The 16,558-nt window shown below is 75.0% G+C and carries 13 protein-coding genes and 5 tRNA genes; 11 read left to right on the forward strand and 7 right to left on the reverse strand.

Annotation, left to right across the window (positions count from 1 at the left end):
* The first annotated feature begins 113 nt into the window (after positions 1-113).
* From cbiE to ACZ5XZ_RS11860, 4 genes are all read left to right on the forward strand, one after another.
* Complete coding sequence (gene cbiE / locus ACZ5XZ_RS11845; RefSeq protein WP_468976752.1) at positions 114-1,334, forward strand: precorrin-6y C5,15-methyltransferase (decarboxylating) subunit CbiE; 1,221 nt, start codon at positions 114-116, stop codon at positions 1,332-1,334.
* 235 nt (positions 1,335-1,569) lie between these two features.
* Entirely contained in the window at positions 1,570-5,691 is a 4,122-nt protein-coding gene (gene cobT / locus ACZ5XZ_RS11850; RefSeq protein WP_468976754.1) for a nicotinate-nucleotide--dimethylbenzimidazole phosphoribosyltransferase, read from the forward strand.
* A 208-nt stretch (positions 5,692-5,899) separates the two neighbouring features.
* The gene (gene cobA, locus ACZ5XZ_RS11855) at positions 5,900-7,138 is read left to right on the forward strand and encodes a uroporphyrinogen-III C-methyltransferase (protein WP_468976755.1); all 1,239 of its coding nucleotides are present in this window, start codon (positions 5,900-5,902) and stop codon (positions 7,136-7,138) included.
* 52 nt (positions 7,139-7,190) lie between these two features.
* A complete protein-coding gene (locus ACZ5XZ_RS11860) occupies positions 7,191-8,006 on the forward strand; it encodes a TrmH family RNA methyltransferase (RefSeq protein ID WP_399144143.1) in 816 nt (271 codons plus the stop codon).
* 171 nt (positions 8,007-8,177) lie between these two features.
* On the opposite strand, the gene ACZ5XZ_RS11865 is transcribed toward ACZ5XZ_RS11860, so the two are convergent.
* Entirely contained in the window at positions 8,178-9,530 is a 1,353-nt protein-coding gene (locus ACZ5XZ_RS11865) for a serine/threonine-protein kinase (RefSeq protein WP_468976757.1), read from the reverse strand.
* 619 nt (positions 9,531-10,149) lie between these two features.
* On the opposite strand from ACZ5XZ_RS11865, the gene ACZ5XZ_RS11870 reads away from it, so the two are divergent.
* The 3 genes from ACZ5XZ_RS11870 to ACZ5XZ_RS11880 all read left to right on the forward strand — a co-directional run bounded on the left by ACZ5XZ_RS11870 (position 10,150) and on the right by ACZ5XZ_RS11880 (position 11,963).
* Positions 10,150-10,359, forward strand: coding sequence for a hypothetical protein (locus tag ACZ5XZ_RS11870; RefSeq protein ID WP_468976759.1), 210 nt, complete (start codon positions 10,150-10,152; stop codon positions 10,357-10,359).
* Between the two features lie 259 nt (positions 10,360-10,618).
* A complete protein-coding gene (locus ACZ5XZ_RS11875) occupies positions 10,619-11,611 on the forward strand; it encodes a phosphotransferase family protein (protein ID WP_468976760.1) in 993 nt (330 codons plus the stop codon).
* A gap of 73 nt (positions 11,612-11,684) precedes the next feature.
* Entirely contained in the window at positions 11,685-11,963 is a 279-nt protein-coding gene (locus ACZ5XZ_RS11880) for a TFIIB-type zinc ribbon-containing protein (protein WP_384428937.1), read from the forward strand.
* Between the two features lie 59 nt (positions 11,964-12,022).
* On the opposite strand, the gene ACZ5XZ_RS11885 is transcribed toward ACZ5XZ_RS11880, so the two are convergent.
* The 5 genes from ACZ5XZ_RS11885 to ACZ5XZ_RS11905 form a co-directional block, all read right to left on the reverse strand.
* A tRNA-Val gene (locus ACZ5XZ_RS11885) sits at positions 12,023-12,094 on the reverse strand.
* Positions 12,095-12,128: 34 nt separating this feature from the next.
* Positions 12,129-12,200, reverse strand: a tRNA-Val gene (locus ACZ5XZ_RS11890).
* A 24-nt stretch (positions 12,201-12,224) separates the two neighbouring features.
* A tRNA-Val gene (locus ACZ5XZ_RS11895) sits at positions 12,225-12,296 on the reverse strand.
* 1 nt (position 12,297) lies between these two features.
* Positions 12,298-12,371, reverse strand: a tRNA-Cys gene (locus tag ACZ5XZ_RS11900).
* A gap of 35 nt (positions 12,372-12,406) precedes the next feature.
* A tRNA-Gly gene (locus ACZ5XZ_RS11905) sits at positions 12,407-12,479 on the reverse strand.
* A gap of 177 nt (positions 12,480-12,656) precedes the next feature.
* Between ACZ5XZ_RS11905 and ACZ5XZ_RS11910 the strand changes: the two genes are divergently transcribed.
* From ACZ5XZ_RS11910 to ACZ5XZ_RS11920, 3 genes are read left to right on the forward strand one after another with little or no spacing between them, the layout of a single operon-like run.
* Positions 12,657-13,724: a chorismate-binding protein gene (locus ACZ5XZ_RS11910; RefSeq protein ID WP_468976763.1), complete on the forward strand. Its 1,068-nt coding sequence runs from the start codon at positions 12,657-12,659 to the stop codon at positions 13,722-13,724.
* On the forward strand, positions 13,721-14,545 hold the full coding sequence (locus ACZ5XZ_RS11915) for an aminotransferase class IV (RefSeq protein WP_468976765.1): 825 nt from the start codon (positions 13,721-13,723) through the stop codon (positions 14,543-14,545). Before ACZ5XZ_RS11910 ends, ACZ5XZ_RS11915 begins: the two co-directional genes overlap by 4 nt.
* A 35-nt stretch (positions 14,546-14,580) precedes the next feature.
* Positions 14,581-15,411: a GNAT family N-acetyltransferase gene (locus ACZ5XZ_RS11920; protein WP_468976768.1), complete on the forward strand. Its 831-nt coding sequence runs from the start codon at positions 14,581-14,583 to the stop codon at positions 15,409-15,411.
* Positions 15,412-15,475: 64 nt separating this feature from the next.
* Here ACZ5XZ_RS11920 and ACZ5XZ_RS11925 read toward each other — a convergent pair whose 3' ends face one another.
* Positions 15,476-15,997 (reverse strand): DsbA family protein, encoded by a 522-nt coding sequence (locus ACZ5XZ_RS11925; RefSeq protein WP_468976770.1) that lies wholly within the window; start codon positions 15,995-15,997, stop codon positions 15,476-15,478.
* A 172-nt stretch (positions 15,998-16,169) separates the two neighbouring features.
* Here ACZ5XZ_RS11925 and ACZ5XZ_RS11930 point away from each other — a divergent pair.
* Positions 16,170-16,558 (forward strand): hypothetical protein (locus tag ACZ5XZ_RS11930; protein WP_468976772.1); only part of this gene is annotated, 389 nt, incomplete at its 3' end.

Below are 16,558 nucleotides of genomic sequence, written 5' to 3' on the forward strand. Positions count from 1 at the left end.
ACCCGCGCGACCAGCGCGGACCCGCGCACCACCACCGGCCCGCGGCGACCCCGCGGCCGCTTCGCCGCCGCACCTGCCCGCGTACCCACAGCAGCCCCAGGAGACTGACGAGCATGGCCGACCGGGTCACGGTGATCGGATGGGACGGCTCCCCGCTGACCGACGCCGCCCGCTCCGCCCTCGGCGCCGCCACGCTGGTGGCCGGCGCCGCCCACCACCTCGCACTGCCCGAAGTCCCGCCGAACGCCGAACGCATCCGGCTCGGCAGCGTGACCCTGGCCGCCCGCCGGATCGCCCAGCACCGCGGCACCGCCGTCGTGCTCGCCGACGGCGACCCCGGCTTCTTCGGCGTCGTACGCACCCTGCGCGCACCCGAGCACGGGCTGGAAGTGGAAGTGGTGCCGGCCGTCTCCTCCGTCGCGGCCGCCTTCGCGCGGGCCGGCATGCCCTGGGACGACGCCCAGATCGTCGTCGCCCACAGCCGCGATCTGCGCCGCGCGGTGAACGTCTGCCGCGCCCACACCAAGGTCGCGGTGCTCACCTCGCCCGGCGCCGGCCCCGCCGAACTCGCCCTGCTGCTCGGCGGCGTCCACCGCACCTTCGTCATCTGCGAGGACCTGGGCACCGACCGGGAGCGGGTGACGGTCCTCACCTCCGACAAGGTCGCCGACCACGTCTGGCGCGACCCCAACGTCGTCATCGTCGTCGGCGGCGCGCCCGGCGGCGCCGCCACCCAGGGGACCGGCTGGATCGCCGGCCACGAGGTCGGCCATCCCACCGGACCGCGGGGCTGGGGGCTGCCGGCGCACGCCTACGGAGGGGCCCTGGGCGAGGGCGAGTCCCTCCAGTTGCGCACCGCCCAACTGGCGCGCCTGGGGCCGCAGGTGGGCGACCTGGTCTGGGACATCGGCACCGGCAGCGGAGCCGCCGCCGTGGAGGCCGCGCGCTTCGGCGCCGCGGTCATCGCGGTGGACGCCGACCCCGACGCCTGCGAGCGCACCGCCGCCGTCGCCCGCCGCCACGGCGTCCCACTCCAGGTCGTGCACGGCCGGGCGCCGCATGTCCTGGAGGACCTCCCCGAGCCCGACGTGGTGCGGGTCGGCGGCGGGGGAGCGGAGGTCGTCACGGCCTGCGCGGACCGCCGTCCCGAACGGATCGTCACCCACGCCGCCACCCGCGACGAGGCCGAATCCCTCGGCCGGGTACTGGCGGACGGCGGCTATGAAGTCGAGTGCGCCCTGCTGCAGTCCGTGGACCTGGACACCTCCGCCTGGGTCGAACGCGAGCGGTCCGTGGTGTTTTTGGTCTGCGGGTATCGCGTTCCTCACCCGTGACCAGCACGGCAACCCGCGCGAGGTAGGCTGGCGGATCGTTGCGCCGCCGTTCCGCGTCGGCTTCGTACGCCAATATCCGGAAATTGCCGTGGTTTTGGATGAATATGAAGCTGTGGAGAGCGGACGTGCCGCGAGGCGTGCTCGCTCGTTCTAGCTATCGGGGCGTCGGCGCGCCCCGGTCGAGCGCGTCGCACGAGCGGTTGGAAGGAGCACTACCAATGGGCGAGGGGTACGCATGACCGACACCGGCCAGGTCCCGGGCGAGGGACTGCCGGAGAGCGCAGGCGGACATCCCGGGCAGCCGCAGCCGGCGGCCGCTCCCTCCCCTGCCGACCCCGGACCGACGGAGCTGCCGGGCATGGTGACCCCTCCGGGTGAATACCCCTACCTCGACCAGACCGAGGGCGTCGTCGAGGACGACGACCTGCTGCTGATGCCGGGTGCTCAGGGCGCCTGGAGCGAGCAGCCGGCGCCGCTGCCGCAGGAGACCCACCAGGGCGCGGCCCCGCAGCCGCAGCACGCGGCGCCGTACGACGCGGCCGCGCAGCCGGCCCCCGGCTTCGAGCCGATGCCCGCCCAGGCCGGCGACCACGAGAGCGGCGGCCGGGACTCCGGTTCGGTCGACCTCAGCGCCGTCCGCATTCCCCAGCCCGCCGCCCCGCCGCAGCCCGACCGCGCCCGTGCGACGGCCTCGCCGGCGCGCCGTCCGCTGCACATGGGCCCGCCCGTCCCCGACGCGACCGGCGGCGTGGTCCGTTCGCTCGCCGACCGCGGCCCCGCCGAGACCCCGGCGCAGAGCGCCGCGCGGCACGTCGGTGTGCCGACCGGCGGCCCCGAATACTTCGACGCCCCGGCCGAGGCCCCCGAGGTCGCGCCGGGCGAACAGCCGATGCCCGCCGCGCCGGCGCCCGGCGGCCAGCCGTACGCGGAGCAGCCCGTCGGCGAGCCGACGCCCGGTCAGGCCTTCGCGGTGCCGCCGCACGGCGAGCAGTCCTACGGTGGCCAGCCCGGCGGTGCGCCTGCCTACGGTGGGCAGTTGTCCGCCGAGCAGACCTATGGGGCCGCCGGCCAGGGCCCGTTGCCCGGCCCGCAGCTCGGCGAGATCCCTTCGCAGATCCCGCAGTGGGGCCAGGCGCCGGCCCAGGCCGTCGCGGCTCCGGCCGCGGAAACGGTCGTCCCCGCCGACGCCGCCGTGCCGGTCGGCGAGGCCGTCCAGCCGGTCGCGCAGGACGTGCCGTCGCCCGTCGGACCGGCGCCTGCGACGCCCCTGCCGTCGCCCGCCGAGGACGGTGCGCAGGCCGGCGACGCGGCCGTGGTCGCGGACACCGCCGGAGCCGAGGCCGCCGCGGCCGAAGCGGTGCCGGCCGCCGGGCCGGTCGAGGCGCCGGGGGAGCCGCAGGACGTGGCCGCGGCGCCGCTGCCCGACGCGGTGCCGCCCGGTCAGGACGGACCGGCCGCTGGGGAGGCGACCGCTGCGGACGCCGTGGCCGCGGATACCGTCGCGGCGGATGCGCCGACTGCCGATGCCGTAGCGCCGGACGTGCCCGTGCCGGACGACGCCCCGGCTCAGGAGGCTCCCGTCCAGCAGGCTCCCGCACCGGACGCACCCATGGCCGCCCAGCAGCCCGAGGCGGCCGCCGCCGAGGACCAGCAGCAGCCCGTGGACGAGCAGCCCGCCGAGGAGAGCGCGGAGTCGGCACCGCCCGCGGCCGAGGCCGTCGAGGCTCCCGTCGCGGATGTTCCGGCCGCGCAGCCCGTGGCGGAGCAGCCGCCCGCCGCCGAGGCGGAGGCGCCGCGGACCGCCCCCGCCGCGCCGCAGACCGCCGACCAGCCCCAGCCCGACCAGCCGGCCGCCCCGACCGCCGACGCCCCGCCGCAGCCCGAGGCCGCCGCCCCGGCCCAGGCCCCCGCGGCCGCTCCCGAAGCCGCCGTCCCGGCCGACGAGCCCGCGGCCGCCCCGGTCGCCGCTCCGCAGGGCCCCGTCGCCATGCCCATGGCCGAGGCCGCCGCCCCCGTGGACCAGACGGCCATGGAGCCGCCGCAGGCGCAGCAGCCGGCGGACGCACAGCCGCAGCCCGGCGTCCCCGAAGACCCCGCGGCGCAGCAGCCCGCCGAGGCGCTCGCACCGGAGGCCGCGCTCCAGGGCGCCGGCGCCCCCGCCGAGCAGCCCGCGGTGGCCGGCCCGGAGACCCCGGACGACTTGGCCGAGGCGGCCGCCGCCACCGAACCCGCCGCCCCCACCGCGCACGTCGAGGCCGACGGCCCCGCCGAGGCCACGACCACCGACGCGGCCGCCGCCGCGGCCGCCGGGCCCACCCCGCCCGACGCCCCCGCCGACCCGCAGCCCGTGACCGTCCACATCCCCGCCCAGGCGTCCGGCGACCAGCACGTCGCACCGGTCCCGGCGCCGGCCACCACGGACGACACCACCGGCCCGGCCGCGCCCGCGGCCGACGACCAGCCGGAGGCGGCCATGCCCCCGCAGCCCGAGGCGAGCGACGACGAGGCCCCCCAGCAGCAGGACGCCGCCGCACTCGTCCAGCTCGGCGAGGACCAGGACGACGACCAGTCGGACGCGGCCGAGGCGGAGCAGCCCGCGGCCGCCGAAGCCCTGCCCGCCACGGCCCCCGCCGCCGGATACGACGACTCCGAGCGCGCCGCCGTGCACCGCGTGATCCGCGAGCGCCGCGACATCCGCAACGGCTTCCGCGGCGACCCGATCCCCAACGAGGTGCTGCTGCGCGTCCTGGAAGCGGCGCACACCGCCCCCAGCGTCGGCCACTCCCAGCCCTGGGACTTCGTCGTCATCCGCTCGGCCGAGACCCGCGAGAAGATGCACCAGCTCGCCATGCGGCAGCGCGAGGCGTACGCCAAGTCGCTGCCCAAGGCGCGCGCCAAGCAGTTCCGTGAGCTGAAGATCGAGGCGATCCTCGAAACGCCGGTGAACATCGTCGTCACCGCCGACTCCACCCGCGGCGGCCGGCACACCCTCGGCCGGCACACCCAGCCGCAGATGGCCCCGTACTCCTCCGCGCTCGCGGTCGAGAACCTCTGGCTCGCCGCCCGCGCCGAGGGCCTGGGCGTCGGCTGGGTCAGCTTCTTCGACGAGCGGGAGATGGTCCGCGAGCTGGGCCTGCCCGAGCACCTCGAAGTCGTCGCCTACCTGTGCGTCGGATACGTCGACGAGTTCCCCGAGGAGCCCGAGCTGCTGCAGGCCGGCTGGTCCAAGCGCCGGCCGCTGTCCTGGGTCGTCCACGAGGAGACCTACGGCCGCCGCGCGCTGCCCGGCGAGAGCCCGCACGACCTCCTCCAGGAGACCCTGCAGGGCATCCGCCCGCTGGACGCCAAGGCGCTCGGCGAGGCCTGGGAGCGGCAGAAGCGGATGACCAAGCCCGCCGGCGCGCTGGGCATGCTGGAGATCATCTCCGCGCAGCTGTGCGGCCTGTCCCGCAAGTGCCCGCCGCCGATCCCGGAGCCGGCCGCCGTCGCGATCTTCGCCGGCGACCACGGCGTCCACGCCCAGGGCGTGACCCCCTGGCCCCAGGAGGTCACCGGCCAGATGGTCGCCAACTTCCTGGGCGGCGGCGCGGTGTGCAACGCCTTCGCCAACCAGGTCGGCGCCGAGGTGTGCGTCGTGGACGTCGGCGTGGCCGGGGAACTCCCCGCCACGCCCGGACTGCTGCCGCGCAAGGTCCGCGCCGGCACCGCCGACTTCACGGCCGGCCCGGCGATGACGCAGGACGAGGTCCTCAAGGCGATCGAGGTCGGCATCGAGACCGCCCGCGACCTCGTGGCGGCCGGCAACAAGGCGCTGCTCACGGGCGAGATGGGCATCGCCAACACCACCACCTCCGCCGCGCTGATCGCCGTCTACACCGGCGTCGACCCGGTCGAGGTCACCGGCCGCGGCACCGGCATCAACGACGAGACGCACGCCCGCAAGGTCGACGTGGTCCGCCGCGCCCTGGAGCTCCACCAGCCCGACCCGTCCGACCCGGTCGGCGTCCTCACCGCGATCGGCGGACTGGAGCACGCGGCCATGGTCGGCCTGATCCTCGGAGGCGCCTCGCTGCGCACGCCGGTGATCCTGGACGGCGTCAGCGCCGGCGCCGCCGCCCTGGTGGCCCGCGCCATCGCCCCCGAGGCACTGGCCGCCTGCATCGCGGGCCACCGCAGCGCCGAACCGGGCCACGTCGCGGCGCTGAACAAGCTGGGCCTGCGCCCGCTGGTCGACCTCGATCTGCGCCTCGGCGAGGGCACCGGCGCCCTGCTCGCCCTCCCCGTGGTGCAGAGCGCCGCCCGTGCCATGCACGAGGTCGCCACCTTCGACTCCGCCGGAGTGACGGAGAAGAGCTGAGCGGCGGCGGCTGATGGGGGTCCCCCCTGTTCCTTCGAGCTTGGGGGAGGCCGCCCCGCATGACCCCCGGCCCGCAGCCCCATAGGCTGTGGGCCGGGGCCGTACCGCCCCCCCCCGTGGGCCGTATCACCCCTCATCAGCCGCTCCGGAGCCGCAGCGACTGAGCTGGTCGTCGAACTCGTACCACCGCACAAGGAGCCGCACCGCCATGGCTGAGCACGTCGCCGAACACGTCGCCTACCCCGTCGGACTGCGGCTGTCCGGCCGCAGGGTGGTCGTCCTGGGGGCCGGGCAGGTCGCCCAGCGGCGGCTCCCCTCGCTCGTCGCCGCCGGCGCCGACGTCCTGCTCGTCTCCCCGTCCGCCACCCCCTCCGTCGAGGCGATGGCCGACGCCGGCGAGATCCGCTGGGAGCGCCGCCGCTACCAGGCCGGCGACCTCGCCGACGCCTGGTACGCACTGATCTCCACCGACGACCCCGAGGCCAACGCCGCCGCGTCCCAGGAGGCCGAGGACCGCCGGGTGTGGTGCGTACGCGCCGACGACGCCGAAGCCGCCACCGCCTGGACGCCGGCCACCGGCCGCAGCGAGGGCGTGACCGTCGCCGTGCTCACCGGCCGCGACCCGCGCCGCTCCGCCGCCGTGCGCGACGCCATCGTCGAGGGCCTGCGCGACGGCAGCATCGCCGCCCCGCACCACCGCCGCCCGCACACGCCCGGCGTGGCCCTGGTCGGCGGCGGCCCCGGCGACCCGGACCTGATCACCGTCCGCGGCCGCCGCCTCCTGGCCGAGGCCGACGTCGTCATCGCCGACCGCCTCGGCCCCCGCGACCTGCTCGCCGAACTCCCCCCGCACGTCGAGGTCATCGACGCCGCGAAGATCCCCTACGGCCGTTTCATGGCCCAGGAGGCCATCAACAACGCGCTGATCGAGCACGCCAAGGCGGGCAAGGCCGTGGTCCGCCTCAAGGGCGGCGACCCGTTCGTCTTCGGCCGCGGCATGGAGGAGGCCCAGGCGCTCGCCGAGGCCGGCATCCCCTGCACGGTCGTGCCCGGCATCTCCAGCACCATCTCGGTTCCCGGTGCCGCCGGCATCCCCGTCACCCACCGCGGCGTCGCCCATGAGTTCACCGTCGTCAGTGGCCATGTCGCCCCCGACGACGAGCGCTCGCTGGTCGACTGGTCCTCGCTCGCCAAGCTGCGCGGCACCCTCGTCGTCCTGATGGGCGTGGAGAACAGCGGCGCCATCGCGGCCAAGCTCATCGAGCACGGCCGCCCCGCCGAAACCCCGGCCGCCGTCATCCAGGAGGGCACCACCGCCACCCAGCGCCGGGTGGACGCGACCCTGGCGACCCTCGGCGAGACCGTACGGGCCGAGGGCGTCCGCCCCCCGGCGGTCATCGTCATCGGAGACGTCGTCACCGTCGGCACCGCCGCTACCCACAGGTAACCGATCCGTACGCGGCATTGGAACCTCGACACCGACAAGGCACTATCTCCCCGTGGCAGAAATCATCACCGTCGACGACCCGGACGACCCGCGGCTGGCCGACTACACCGGCCTGACCGACGTCGAACTGCGGCGCCGGCGCGAGCCCGCGGAAGGGCTCTTCATCGCCGAGGGCGAGAAGGTCATCCGGCGCGCCCGGCACGCCGGCTACGAGATGCGCTCCATGCTGCTCTCGGCCAAGTGGGTCGATGTCATGCGCGATGTCATCGACGAGGTCCCGGCACCGGTCTACGCCGTCAGCCCCGACCTCGCCGAACGGGTGACGGGCTATCACGTGCACCGCGGGGCGCTGGCCTCCATGCAGCGCAAGCCGCTGCCCGCGGCCGGCGAGCTGCTCGCCGCCTCCCGCCGCATCGTGGTCATGGAAGCGGTCAACGACCACACCAACATCGGCGCGATCTTCCGCAGCGCCGCGGCCCTCGGCATGGACGCGGTGCTGCTCTCCCCGGATTGCGCCGACCCGCTCTATCGCCGCTCGGTGAAGGTCTCCATGGGCGCGGTGTTCTCCGTGCCGTACGCCCGTCTGGAGAGCTGGCCCCGCGATCTGTCCGTCGTACGGGAAGCGGGCTTCAAGCTGCTGGCGCTCACCCCGGCCGAGAAGGCCACCGCCATCGACGAGGCCGCCCCGCACACCCTGGAGCGCGCCGCCCTGATGCTGGGCGCGGAGGGCGACGGGCTGACCACCGGTGCCCTGCGGGCCGCCGACGAATGGGTCCGCATCCCGATGGCGCACGGCGTGGACTCGCTCAACGTCGGTGCGGCCGCCGCGGTGGCGTTCTACGCCGTGGCGACGGGCCGCCCGGCCTGAGGGGAGGGCCCGCCTGACGGGAACACCCGTCGGACGGCAACACCCGTCGGACGGCAACACCCGCCAACGGGAAGGGCCGTCCGACGGTAATACCCGCCAAGGGAAGGCCCGTCCCACGGGAATACCCCCCGGCCCCACCCCGTTGTGGCCCGCAAGGGGCGCCCGCGTCCCCTAAGGGTTCTGTTCCCCCACCCCGTAGGGCCCCTCCGAGCCCCCCTGCACCGCGATCGCAACCGGTCGCTCCACCTCCAGCGCGTGGGCCGGGCCCTGACACCCCTGGGCCGCCGCGATACCCAGCGCCACCAGCAGCGTCACCACCACGAACACGATGACCCGCTGGCGCAGCAGCCGCCGGTCGGGACCGGGCCGGCGCCCGCCCGCGCCCGTGCGCACCGGGGTCCGCGAACCGTTTCGGCCCGTGGGTCGTGCCCCCGGCACCCGCCGCGCGTTGCGCCCGCCGGTCCGCTGGCCCTTCCCCGCGCCCGATGCCGGAGCGGCCGGCCGGGCGGCGGAGTCACGTGGTGCCGAAGGACGCGACGGGTGCGAACGCGGCGCCGACGCACCCGCCGTCCGCCGCTCGGTGCGCTGCCGGGTGTACTCCTCGGCGCGCTGCCCGGTCGGGCGGTCCGAGGGGCGGCGCTCCGTGCGGTCCCAACCCGGCCCGCTGCCGACGCCGTTGTCCAACGGCCCGCCGGACAGACCGTGCGCCTCACGGGCCGCGATCTCCTTGAGCCGCAGCGACAGCGACAGGGTGCTGGGGCGGTCCGCCGGGTCCTTGGCCAGACACGAGGCGAGCAGCGGGGCCAGTGCGTCCGGCACCCCGGCCAGCTGCGCCTCCTCGTGGACCACGCGGTAGAGCATGACCTCCGAACTGCCCTGACCGAACGGGGAGTCGGCGGTGCACGTGTAGGCGAGGGTGGCGCCCAGCGCGAAGATGTCGGTGGCCGGCGTCACGGCGGCCCCGCGGACCTGCTCGGGCGCCAGGAAGCCCGGCGAGCCGACGGCCGTGCCGACGTGCGTCAGCGTGCTGGCGCCGGTCGCCCAGGCGATACCGAAGTCGATGATCCGCGGGCCCTTGGGCGACAGCAGGATGTTGGACGGCTTGAGGTCGCGGTGCACCACGCCCGCGTCGTGCACGGCCAGCAGGCCCTCGGACAGCGCCGCGCCGATCGAGGCGACCTGCGCCGGTGACAGCGGGCCCTCCTCGTTGACCTTGTCGTGCAGCGAGGGTCCCGGTACGTACTGGGTGGCGAACCAGGGGCGGTCGGCGTCGAGATCGGCCGCGACCAGCCGGGCCGTGCAGCCGCCGCGGATCCGGCGGGCCGCCGAGACCTCGCGGGCGAACCGCGAGCGGAACTCCTGATCCTCCGCCAGGTCCGGCCGGATCACCTTCAGCGCCACCCGCTGGCCGCGCTTGTCCGAACCGAGGTAGACCACACCCATCCCGCCGGCGCCGAGCCGGCGGTGCAGCCGGAACGTCCCGACGACACGCGGGTCCTCGCGTCGGAGCCGCATCATCGCCATGTCCGTCCCCTACCTGCGGTGGGAAAGACCCCTCCGCTGCCAACCGTCTGACGTGGCACAGCTTACGGATTGACGGCTCACTGTGCTGATAGGCCGCGCATGCGTCGGCGACCGGATTGTCGGTGGCGGGTGCGATCCTCGGAACGGGGGAGGGAATCGGCCGCCGCGCGCCCCGACTTCCCGTACGTGATCCCAATGATCGTTCCCAGCAGGGGGATTGACGCAAGGAAAGATGAGCGGGACGGGGTGGCGCGGGACGCCGGGGACGCGTCCCGGGCGGCGAAAAGCGCGGTGGGAAGCGCGCACCGCGGGGGCGGGACGGTGCCGCGCGGGGGAGCGACCGACGTGAGAGAGGTCACGCCGAGGCCGTCTGCGAGGGCGCGCGGCCGGGGGACGCGCGGTGCCCCTTGGGGGATGTCCCCAGGTCCCCGGTGCCCTCTCTCCACCCTGGGGAGTACACGAGGAGCCGTTCCGTCATCCTCCTGGAGGCCGACCAATAGGTACGACGGCATGACGCCCGCCGCCCTCGACGTGCCTAGTGTTGTCTCCAAGCGGCGGGCGTAGCACTCGTCCCCCGAGGTCAGACGCCCGCCGCTCCAGACACGACGGGAGCGGGACGATGGATCGGATCTCAGGACTGACGGCGCTTCGGGCGCAGGGGCGCCGGTTCGCCTCGACGCTCGGCGGCCACCAGTCCTCGGGCACCCGCCATCCCCTCGTCGCGGTGGCCATGGTGCTGCCGCTGGCGATCGTTCTCGCCGTGGTCTTCGGCGGCTGGGAGGCCGTCATCACACAGGCGTCGTCCGTGGTCGGAATGCTGGGGCGCTGAACGGCGTCCCAGGCCCGGGAGAGCGGTCCGGGACGGGGACTCCGGCCGAAAACCCCGTGGGGACGGGGGTGCGGCGGACGGCACGAACGGCCGGGCATCTGGGGAGATGCCCGGCCTTCGAGCTGTCCGGCCCCGCCGCCCGACCGGTTGCGCCCTGCGCGGTCCGTCCGCACCGCGCGTACGATCCGAGGCCGGGCCGCACCCCTTCGCACACCACCCACGGCGCATCCGGCCCGCGGCGGCCCGGGGGAGGGGAACCATGACCGCACCACCGCCCGGCCGCCCCGCCGCCCCCGCCACCGCGCCCGAGGTGCTCGCCGACCGCCCCGACGGCACCGTCGTCCGCAGCGGCCGTACGGTCGCCAAGACCCACGCCCCCGACGCCGACCAGCGCGACCTCGCCGCCCGGCTGCGCATCGCCGCCCACCCCCTGCTGCACGGCATCCTGCTGCCCCCGCTCCCGGTCACCGCCCCCGACGGCCTCCTCACCCGCACCGGCGAAGGCCGCGCGGTCACCCACTGGCCCTACGGCAGCCCGGTCCCGCCCGACGATCCGGACGCCGCTCCCTGGGAGGACGCCGCCCGGCTGCTGGCCCGGCTGCACGGTGTCGACCCGCGCCAACTGCCCGGCCCCGTCCCGCCGATGCGCGGCCCCGCCAAGGCCGCCCGCGCGCTGGCCCGTATGCGCGGCGCCCTGGCGACCGCCGCCGGCCCGCTCCCCGCGCCCCGTACACCGGTGCCCGGCCCCGGAAACCTCCCCGCGGCCGCCGCGGTCACGGCCCGCGCCTGGTCCCTGCTCCCGCCGTGGGCCCGGGGAGCCGCCCCACCGCCGCAACCCGGCATCCTCTGCCACGGCGATCTGCACCTGGGCCAGCTCGTCCGCCACCCGGCTGCGGACGGCCCCTGGCTCCTGATAGACATCGACGACCTGGGCCTGGGCGACGGCGCCTGGGACCTGGCCCGCCCCGCCGCCTGGTTCGCCACCGGCCTGCTCGCACCGGACATCTGGGCGCGCTTCCTGGCCGCCTACCGCGCCGCGGGCGGCCGCGCCGTACGCCCCGACGGCGATCCCTGGCCCGACCTGGAGATACCCGCCCGCGCCCTGACCGTGCAGACCGCCGCGCTCGCCGTCGCCAAGGCCGCCGCCGCATCCCGCGCCCTGGACGAGATCGAGTCCGCGGTCGTCGACGCCTGTGCCCGGATGACTTCCCTGCCGCAGCAGTTGGGGTCCGCCGGCCGCGTCGTAGGGTGAACACCTCGCCGCCGGGAGACCGTTCGGGCGGCGCCGCCGTGAGCGGCAGTGGATGATGGGAGTTGAGCCGACGATGCAGTGTCCCAAGTGCCATGCACCGATGCAGACATACCAGCGCAATGGCGTGCAGATCGAGCAGTGCGCCGGCTGCCGGGGGATCTTCCTGGACTACGGCGAGCTGGAGGCGCTGACCCGCCTTGAGGCGCAGTGGACCCAGCAGGCCCCGCCGCCGCCCGCCCCGCAGGCCTACCCGGCCGCGCCCGCCTGGGGCGCCCCGCACCAGGGCCACCACGGTCACCATGGGCACCACGGCCACCACCGCAGCTTCGGCCACATGCTGTTCTCGTCCTGAACGAACCCGCACAAAGCCCGAGGGCCGGAGCGAGATGCTCCGGCCCTCGGGCTTGAGTGTGGACGATACTGGGATTGAACCAGTGACCTCTTCCGTGTCAGGGAAGCGCTCTCCCGCTGAGCTAATCGTCCTCGGGACCGCGGATCACGAAGATCCGCAGCTGCGTGCGCGATACTGGGATTGAACCAGTGACCTCTTCCGTGTCAGGGAAGCGCTCTCCCGCTGAGCTAATCGCGCGGGGGCCCGGTGGAGCCGGACCAGTGGACGATACTGGGATTGAACCAGTGACCTCTTCCGTGTCAGGGAAGCGCTCTCCCGCTGAGCTAATCGTCCTTGGAGGTGGAGACGGGATTTGAACCCGTGTAGACGGCTTTGCAGGCCGTTGCCTCGCCTCTCGGCCACTCCACCAGGAGTGAGGGGGTTCGGGAAGATCCCCCACATCGAGCGGACGACGAGACTCGAACTCGCGACATCCACCTTGGCAAGGTGGTGCTCTACCAACTGAGCTACGTCCGCAGGTGTCTCTCCCAGACTACGTCGGGGAGCTACTCCGCCTCCGGGGCGCTTGCGCGTCCCGGCGACGTGTTGAACTCTAGCGGATTCCGGGGCCAGTACAAAAACGCGTTTGTGCAGCGTGCTGCGCTGCTCGCTCGGCACAGGCGGGTCGGCGGCCCCCGCCATAGACTCGCTGACGTGCATGACTTCGCTCCGATGGCCCGCTTCGGCGGCCTGATAGCCACCGGCCTGCGGGATGTGACCAGCGATCCCGCGGCCCTGGACTCCACTGGCTGGTGGGCCGTGACCGCCGATTTCGAGGGCTCGGTGGTGTGCGCCCGCTTCACCGACGTACGCCCCGCCACGGCCGCGGACGCGCCCGCCCCCGACGGCTGGTGCGGCCCCGCCCCCACCGCCTGGACAAGCTCCCTGGACCGCGACGCCTATACCGGCGGCGTACGGCGCATCCGTGAACACATCGCGGCCGGTGACGTCTACCAGGTGAACCTCTGCCGCGTGCTGACCGCGCTGCTGCCCGACCCCGCCCGCGCCGACGTCGACGCGCTCTCCGCGGTGCTGGACCGCGGCAACCCCGCCCCGTACGCAGGAACGATTCGGCTGCCCGAGCACGGCGTCGAGATCGCCAGCGCCTCCCCGGAGCTGTATCTGCGGCGCGACGGCCGCACCGTCTCCTCCGGCCCCATCAAGGGCACCGGCCGGACCGCGGCCGACCTCTCGGAGAAGGACCGGGCGGAGAACGTGATGATCGTGGACCTGGTCCGCAACGATCTCGGCCGGGTCTGCGCCACCGGATCGGTCACCGTCCCGGCACTGTGCGCCGTCGAGGAGCACCCCGGCCTGGTCCACCTGGTCTCCACGGTGAGCGGGGAGCTGGACGGGGCCAACGAGAAGACCGCCTGGGCGGACCTGCTGACGGCCACTTTCCCGCCCGGGTCGGTCACCGGCGCCCCCAAGTCCAGCGCGCTGCGGATCATCGACGAACTGGAGACCGCGCCCCGCGGCCCGTACTGCGGAGGCATCGGCTGGGTCGACGCCGACCGCCGCACCGGCGAGCTCGCCGTCGGCATCCGTACGTTCTGGCTGGACCGCACCCCGCCCGGCGGACCGGTGCTCCGCTTCGGCGCCGGTGCGGGGATCATCTGGGACTCCGATCCGGAGCGGGAGTGGGCCGAGACGGAGTTGAAGGCCGGCCGACTGCTCGCGGTAGCGTCGGGGCTGCACGAGGTGAGTGGAGGAAAGCGATGAGGATCTGGCTCGACGGGGCACTGCGGGACGCCGAGGGCGCCCGGGTCTCGGTCTTCGACCACGGGCTGACGGTCGGCGACGGCGTCTTCGAGACCATCAAGGCCGACCACGGACGTGCCTTCGCCCTCACCCGCCATCTGGAGCGCCTGGCCACCTCCGCCCGCGGTCTCGGCCTGCCCGACCCCGACCTGGACGAGGTACGGCACGGCTGCGCGGCCGTCCTCGACGCCAACCCGATGGCGCTGGGCCGGCTGCGGATCACCTACACCGGCGGTGTCTCCCCGCTCGGCTCGGACCGCGGCGAGGCCGGTCCCACACTGGTCATCGCGCTCTCCGCGACCGCCCGCCGCCCCGACACCACCGCCGCCGTCACCGTCCCCTGGACCCGCAACGAACGCGGTGCGCTCGCCGGCCTGAAGACCACCTCGTACGGCGAGAACGTCGTCGCGCTGGCCCGCGCCCGCGAACGGGGCGCCTCCGAGGCGCTGTTCGCCAACACCGTCGGCGCGCTCTGCGAGGGCACCGGCTCCAATGTCTTCGTCGTCCTGGACGGCGAACTGCACACCCCGCCGCTGCACTCCGGCTGCCTCGCGGGCATCACCCGCGCCCTGACCGTCGCCTGGGCCGGTGCCAAGGAGACCGATCTGCCGCTGGACGCCCTGGAGCGGGCCGAGGAGGTCTTCTTGACCTCCACCCTGCGCGACGTGCAGGCCGTGACCCGGATCGACGGCCGCCAACTGGCCGACACCCCGGGCCCGGTGACCGCGGAAGCCATGCGGATCTTCGACGAGCACTCCGCCGCCGACTTCGATCCGCGGTGATGACGGGCCCCGCGCGGGGCGAGTAGAAAGTCCTCGTGACCACTACGCTGCGCCCCGCCGGACCGGAAGAGCGACACGACGACGGCAGCCGGGCCCGTCGGTACGACGTCTGCGTCAACAGCCGCCGGGTCGGCGGGATCGAGCTGGCGACGGACGCCCGGTTCGGGCCGACGGCCGGCCGGATCGCGTACCTGGACATCGACCCGGCGGACCGGCACCGCGGCCGCGCCACCGTCGCCGCGCTCGCTGCCGAGGAGGTGCTGCGCGGCTGGGGCTGCCGGCAGATCGAGCTGACCGTCCCGGCCGAGGCCGAGGCCGCCCTGCGGCTCGCGGCGGCGCTGGGCTACACCGAGCGCAGCCGCACGATGAGCAAGCCCCTGGCCGGGTCGCCCCGCCTGCCCGAAGGCAGCCTCGACCGGCCGCTGAGCGAGGCGGAGTACCCGGCCTGGCGCGACGCCGCGCTCGCCGAGTACGTCCGTACCCAGCTGGGGCAGGGGATGTCCCGCGCCCGCGCCGAGGAGACCTCGCTGGCGGCCCATGGCGCGCTGCTGCCGGACGGCATCGCCACGGCCGACCAGGCACTGCGGATCCTCGTCCACGACGGCACAAAGGTCGGCAGCGTCTGGCTCGCGCTGCGCATGCCGGAGCAGCCGGGTGGCTATGTCGTCGACATCCAGGTGGCGCCCGGCCACCGAGGGCGCGGCCACGGCCGCACCCTGATGTTGGTCGCCGAGCGCGAGAGCCTGGCCGCGGGGTGCACCTGCCTCGGCCTGAACGTCTACGCGGGCAACGCGCCGGCCCGCGGCCTGTACGACTCGCTGGGCTACCGGCCCACGGCGCACCTGCTGTGGAAGCCGATCCTGTGAGCGGACGGGCACACCACCGGCGGGGGGCTCAGGGCCTGCTCCCAAGGATCCGGGGCGGCCAGGGCTAGCCCTGCTCGGCCAGCAGACGGTCGGCGATCTCCTCGATGCGGGCGCGCAGGCCCTCCTGGCTCTTGCCGCCGTCCAGCCGCTCGTCGCCGATCACATACGTCGGGGTGCCGGTCACCCCGATGGCCTTGCCCTCGGCCTGGTCCGCGTCGACGATCAGCAGATGCCGCCCGTCGATCAGCGCGGTGTCCATCTCCTCGGTGTCCAGCCCCAGCTCCCCGGCGACCTCCAGCAGCAGCTTCTCGCCGCGCTTGCCGAGCTCCTCGGCGCGCGCCAGCACCGCCTCGACGTACGGCCAGCCCTGCCCCTGCTCCATGGCCTCCTCGGCGGCCTGCGCGGCCACATAGGCGTGCGGGTGCTTCGCCAGGGGGAAGTGGCGCAGCCGGATGTCCAGCCGGTCGCCGTAGCGCTCGCGCAGCGCCCGCAGGTCCGTGAGGGCGGTGCGGCAGTCCGGGCACTGCAGTTCGCACCAGACGTCCAGGACGGGACGTGCGGGGGCGGAGGTGGTGGCGTCGTTCATGGGGCCAGTGTTCCAGTCCGGCGCCGGCCGGCCGAACCGGGACCTGCGGAGGACCGCGACCCCGAGATGTCCCTGATGCCGGCCCGGAACATGGCCGACGGGGGGCCGGACAAGGCAGGATGGAAGGGAGCAGAGCGCTGCCTGCTCGCCCATCCACCGGCAGGAGGACCGGATGCTGACCTCGACCGTCTGTGCCGCGGTGTCGGCGGCGGGCCTGGGCATCGCCGCGCTGACGGCGTACCGCAAGCGGTTCCTGGCCGCGACCCGCATCGCCGCCTTTTCGCTGATCCCCATCGGGCTGGTGATGACCGGCGTCATCGACTGGCTCACCGGCATCGTCTTCAAGCCCACGGTCTGGGCCGGCTTCGGCCTGCTCGCGCTCTCCGCCGTGCTGTTCATGGTCACCCGGGGCGTGGAGCGCCGCAGGGGCGGGATCGGCGGCCGCAAGGAGCGCAGGTCCGCGGCGGCCGCCAAGCCGGACGCGGTGGCGGGCGGCCGCCCCCCCCCCCCCCCCCGCGCCCGGCGGGGGGGCGACCAAGGGGAGGACTCCCCAGGGTGGGG

Source organism: Streptomyces sp. NPDC033270 (genome assembly GCF_055576575.1).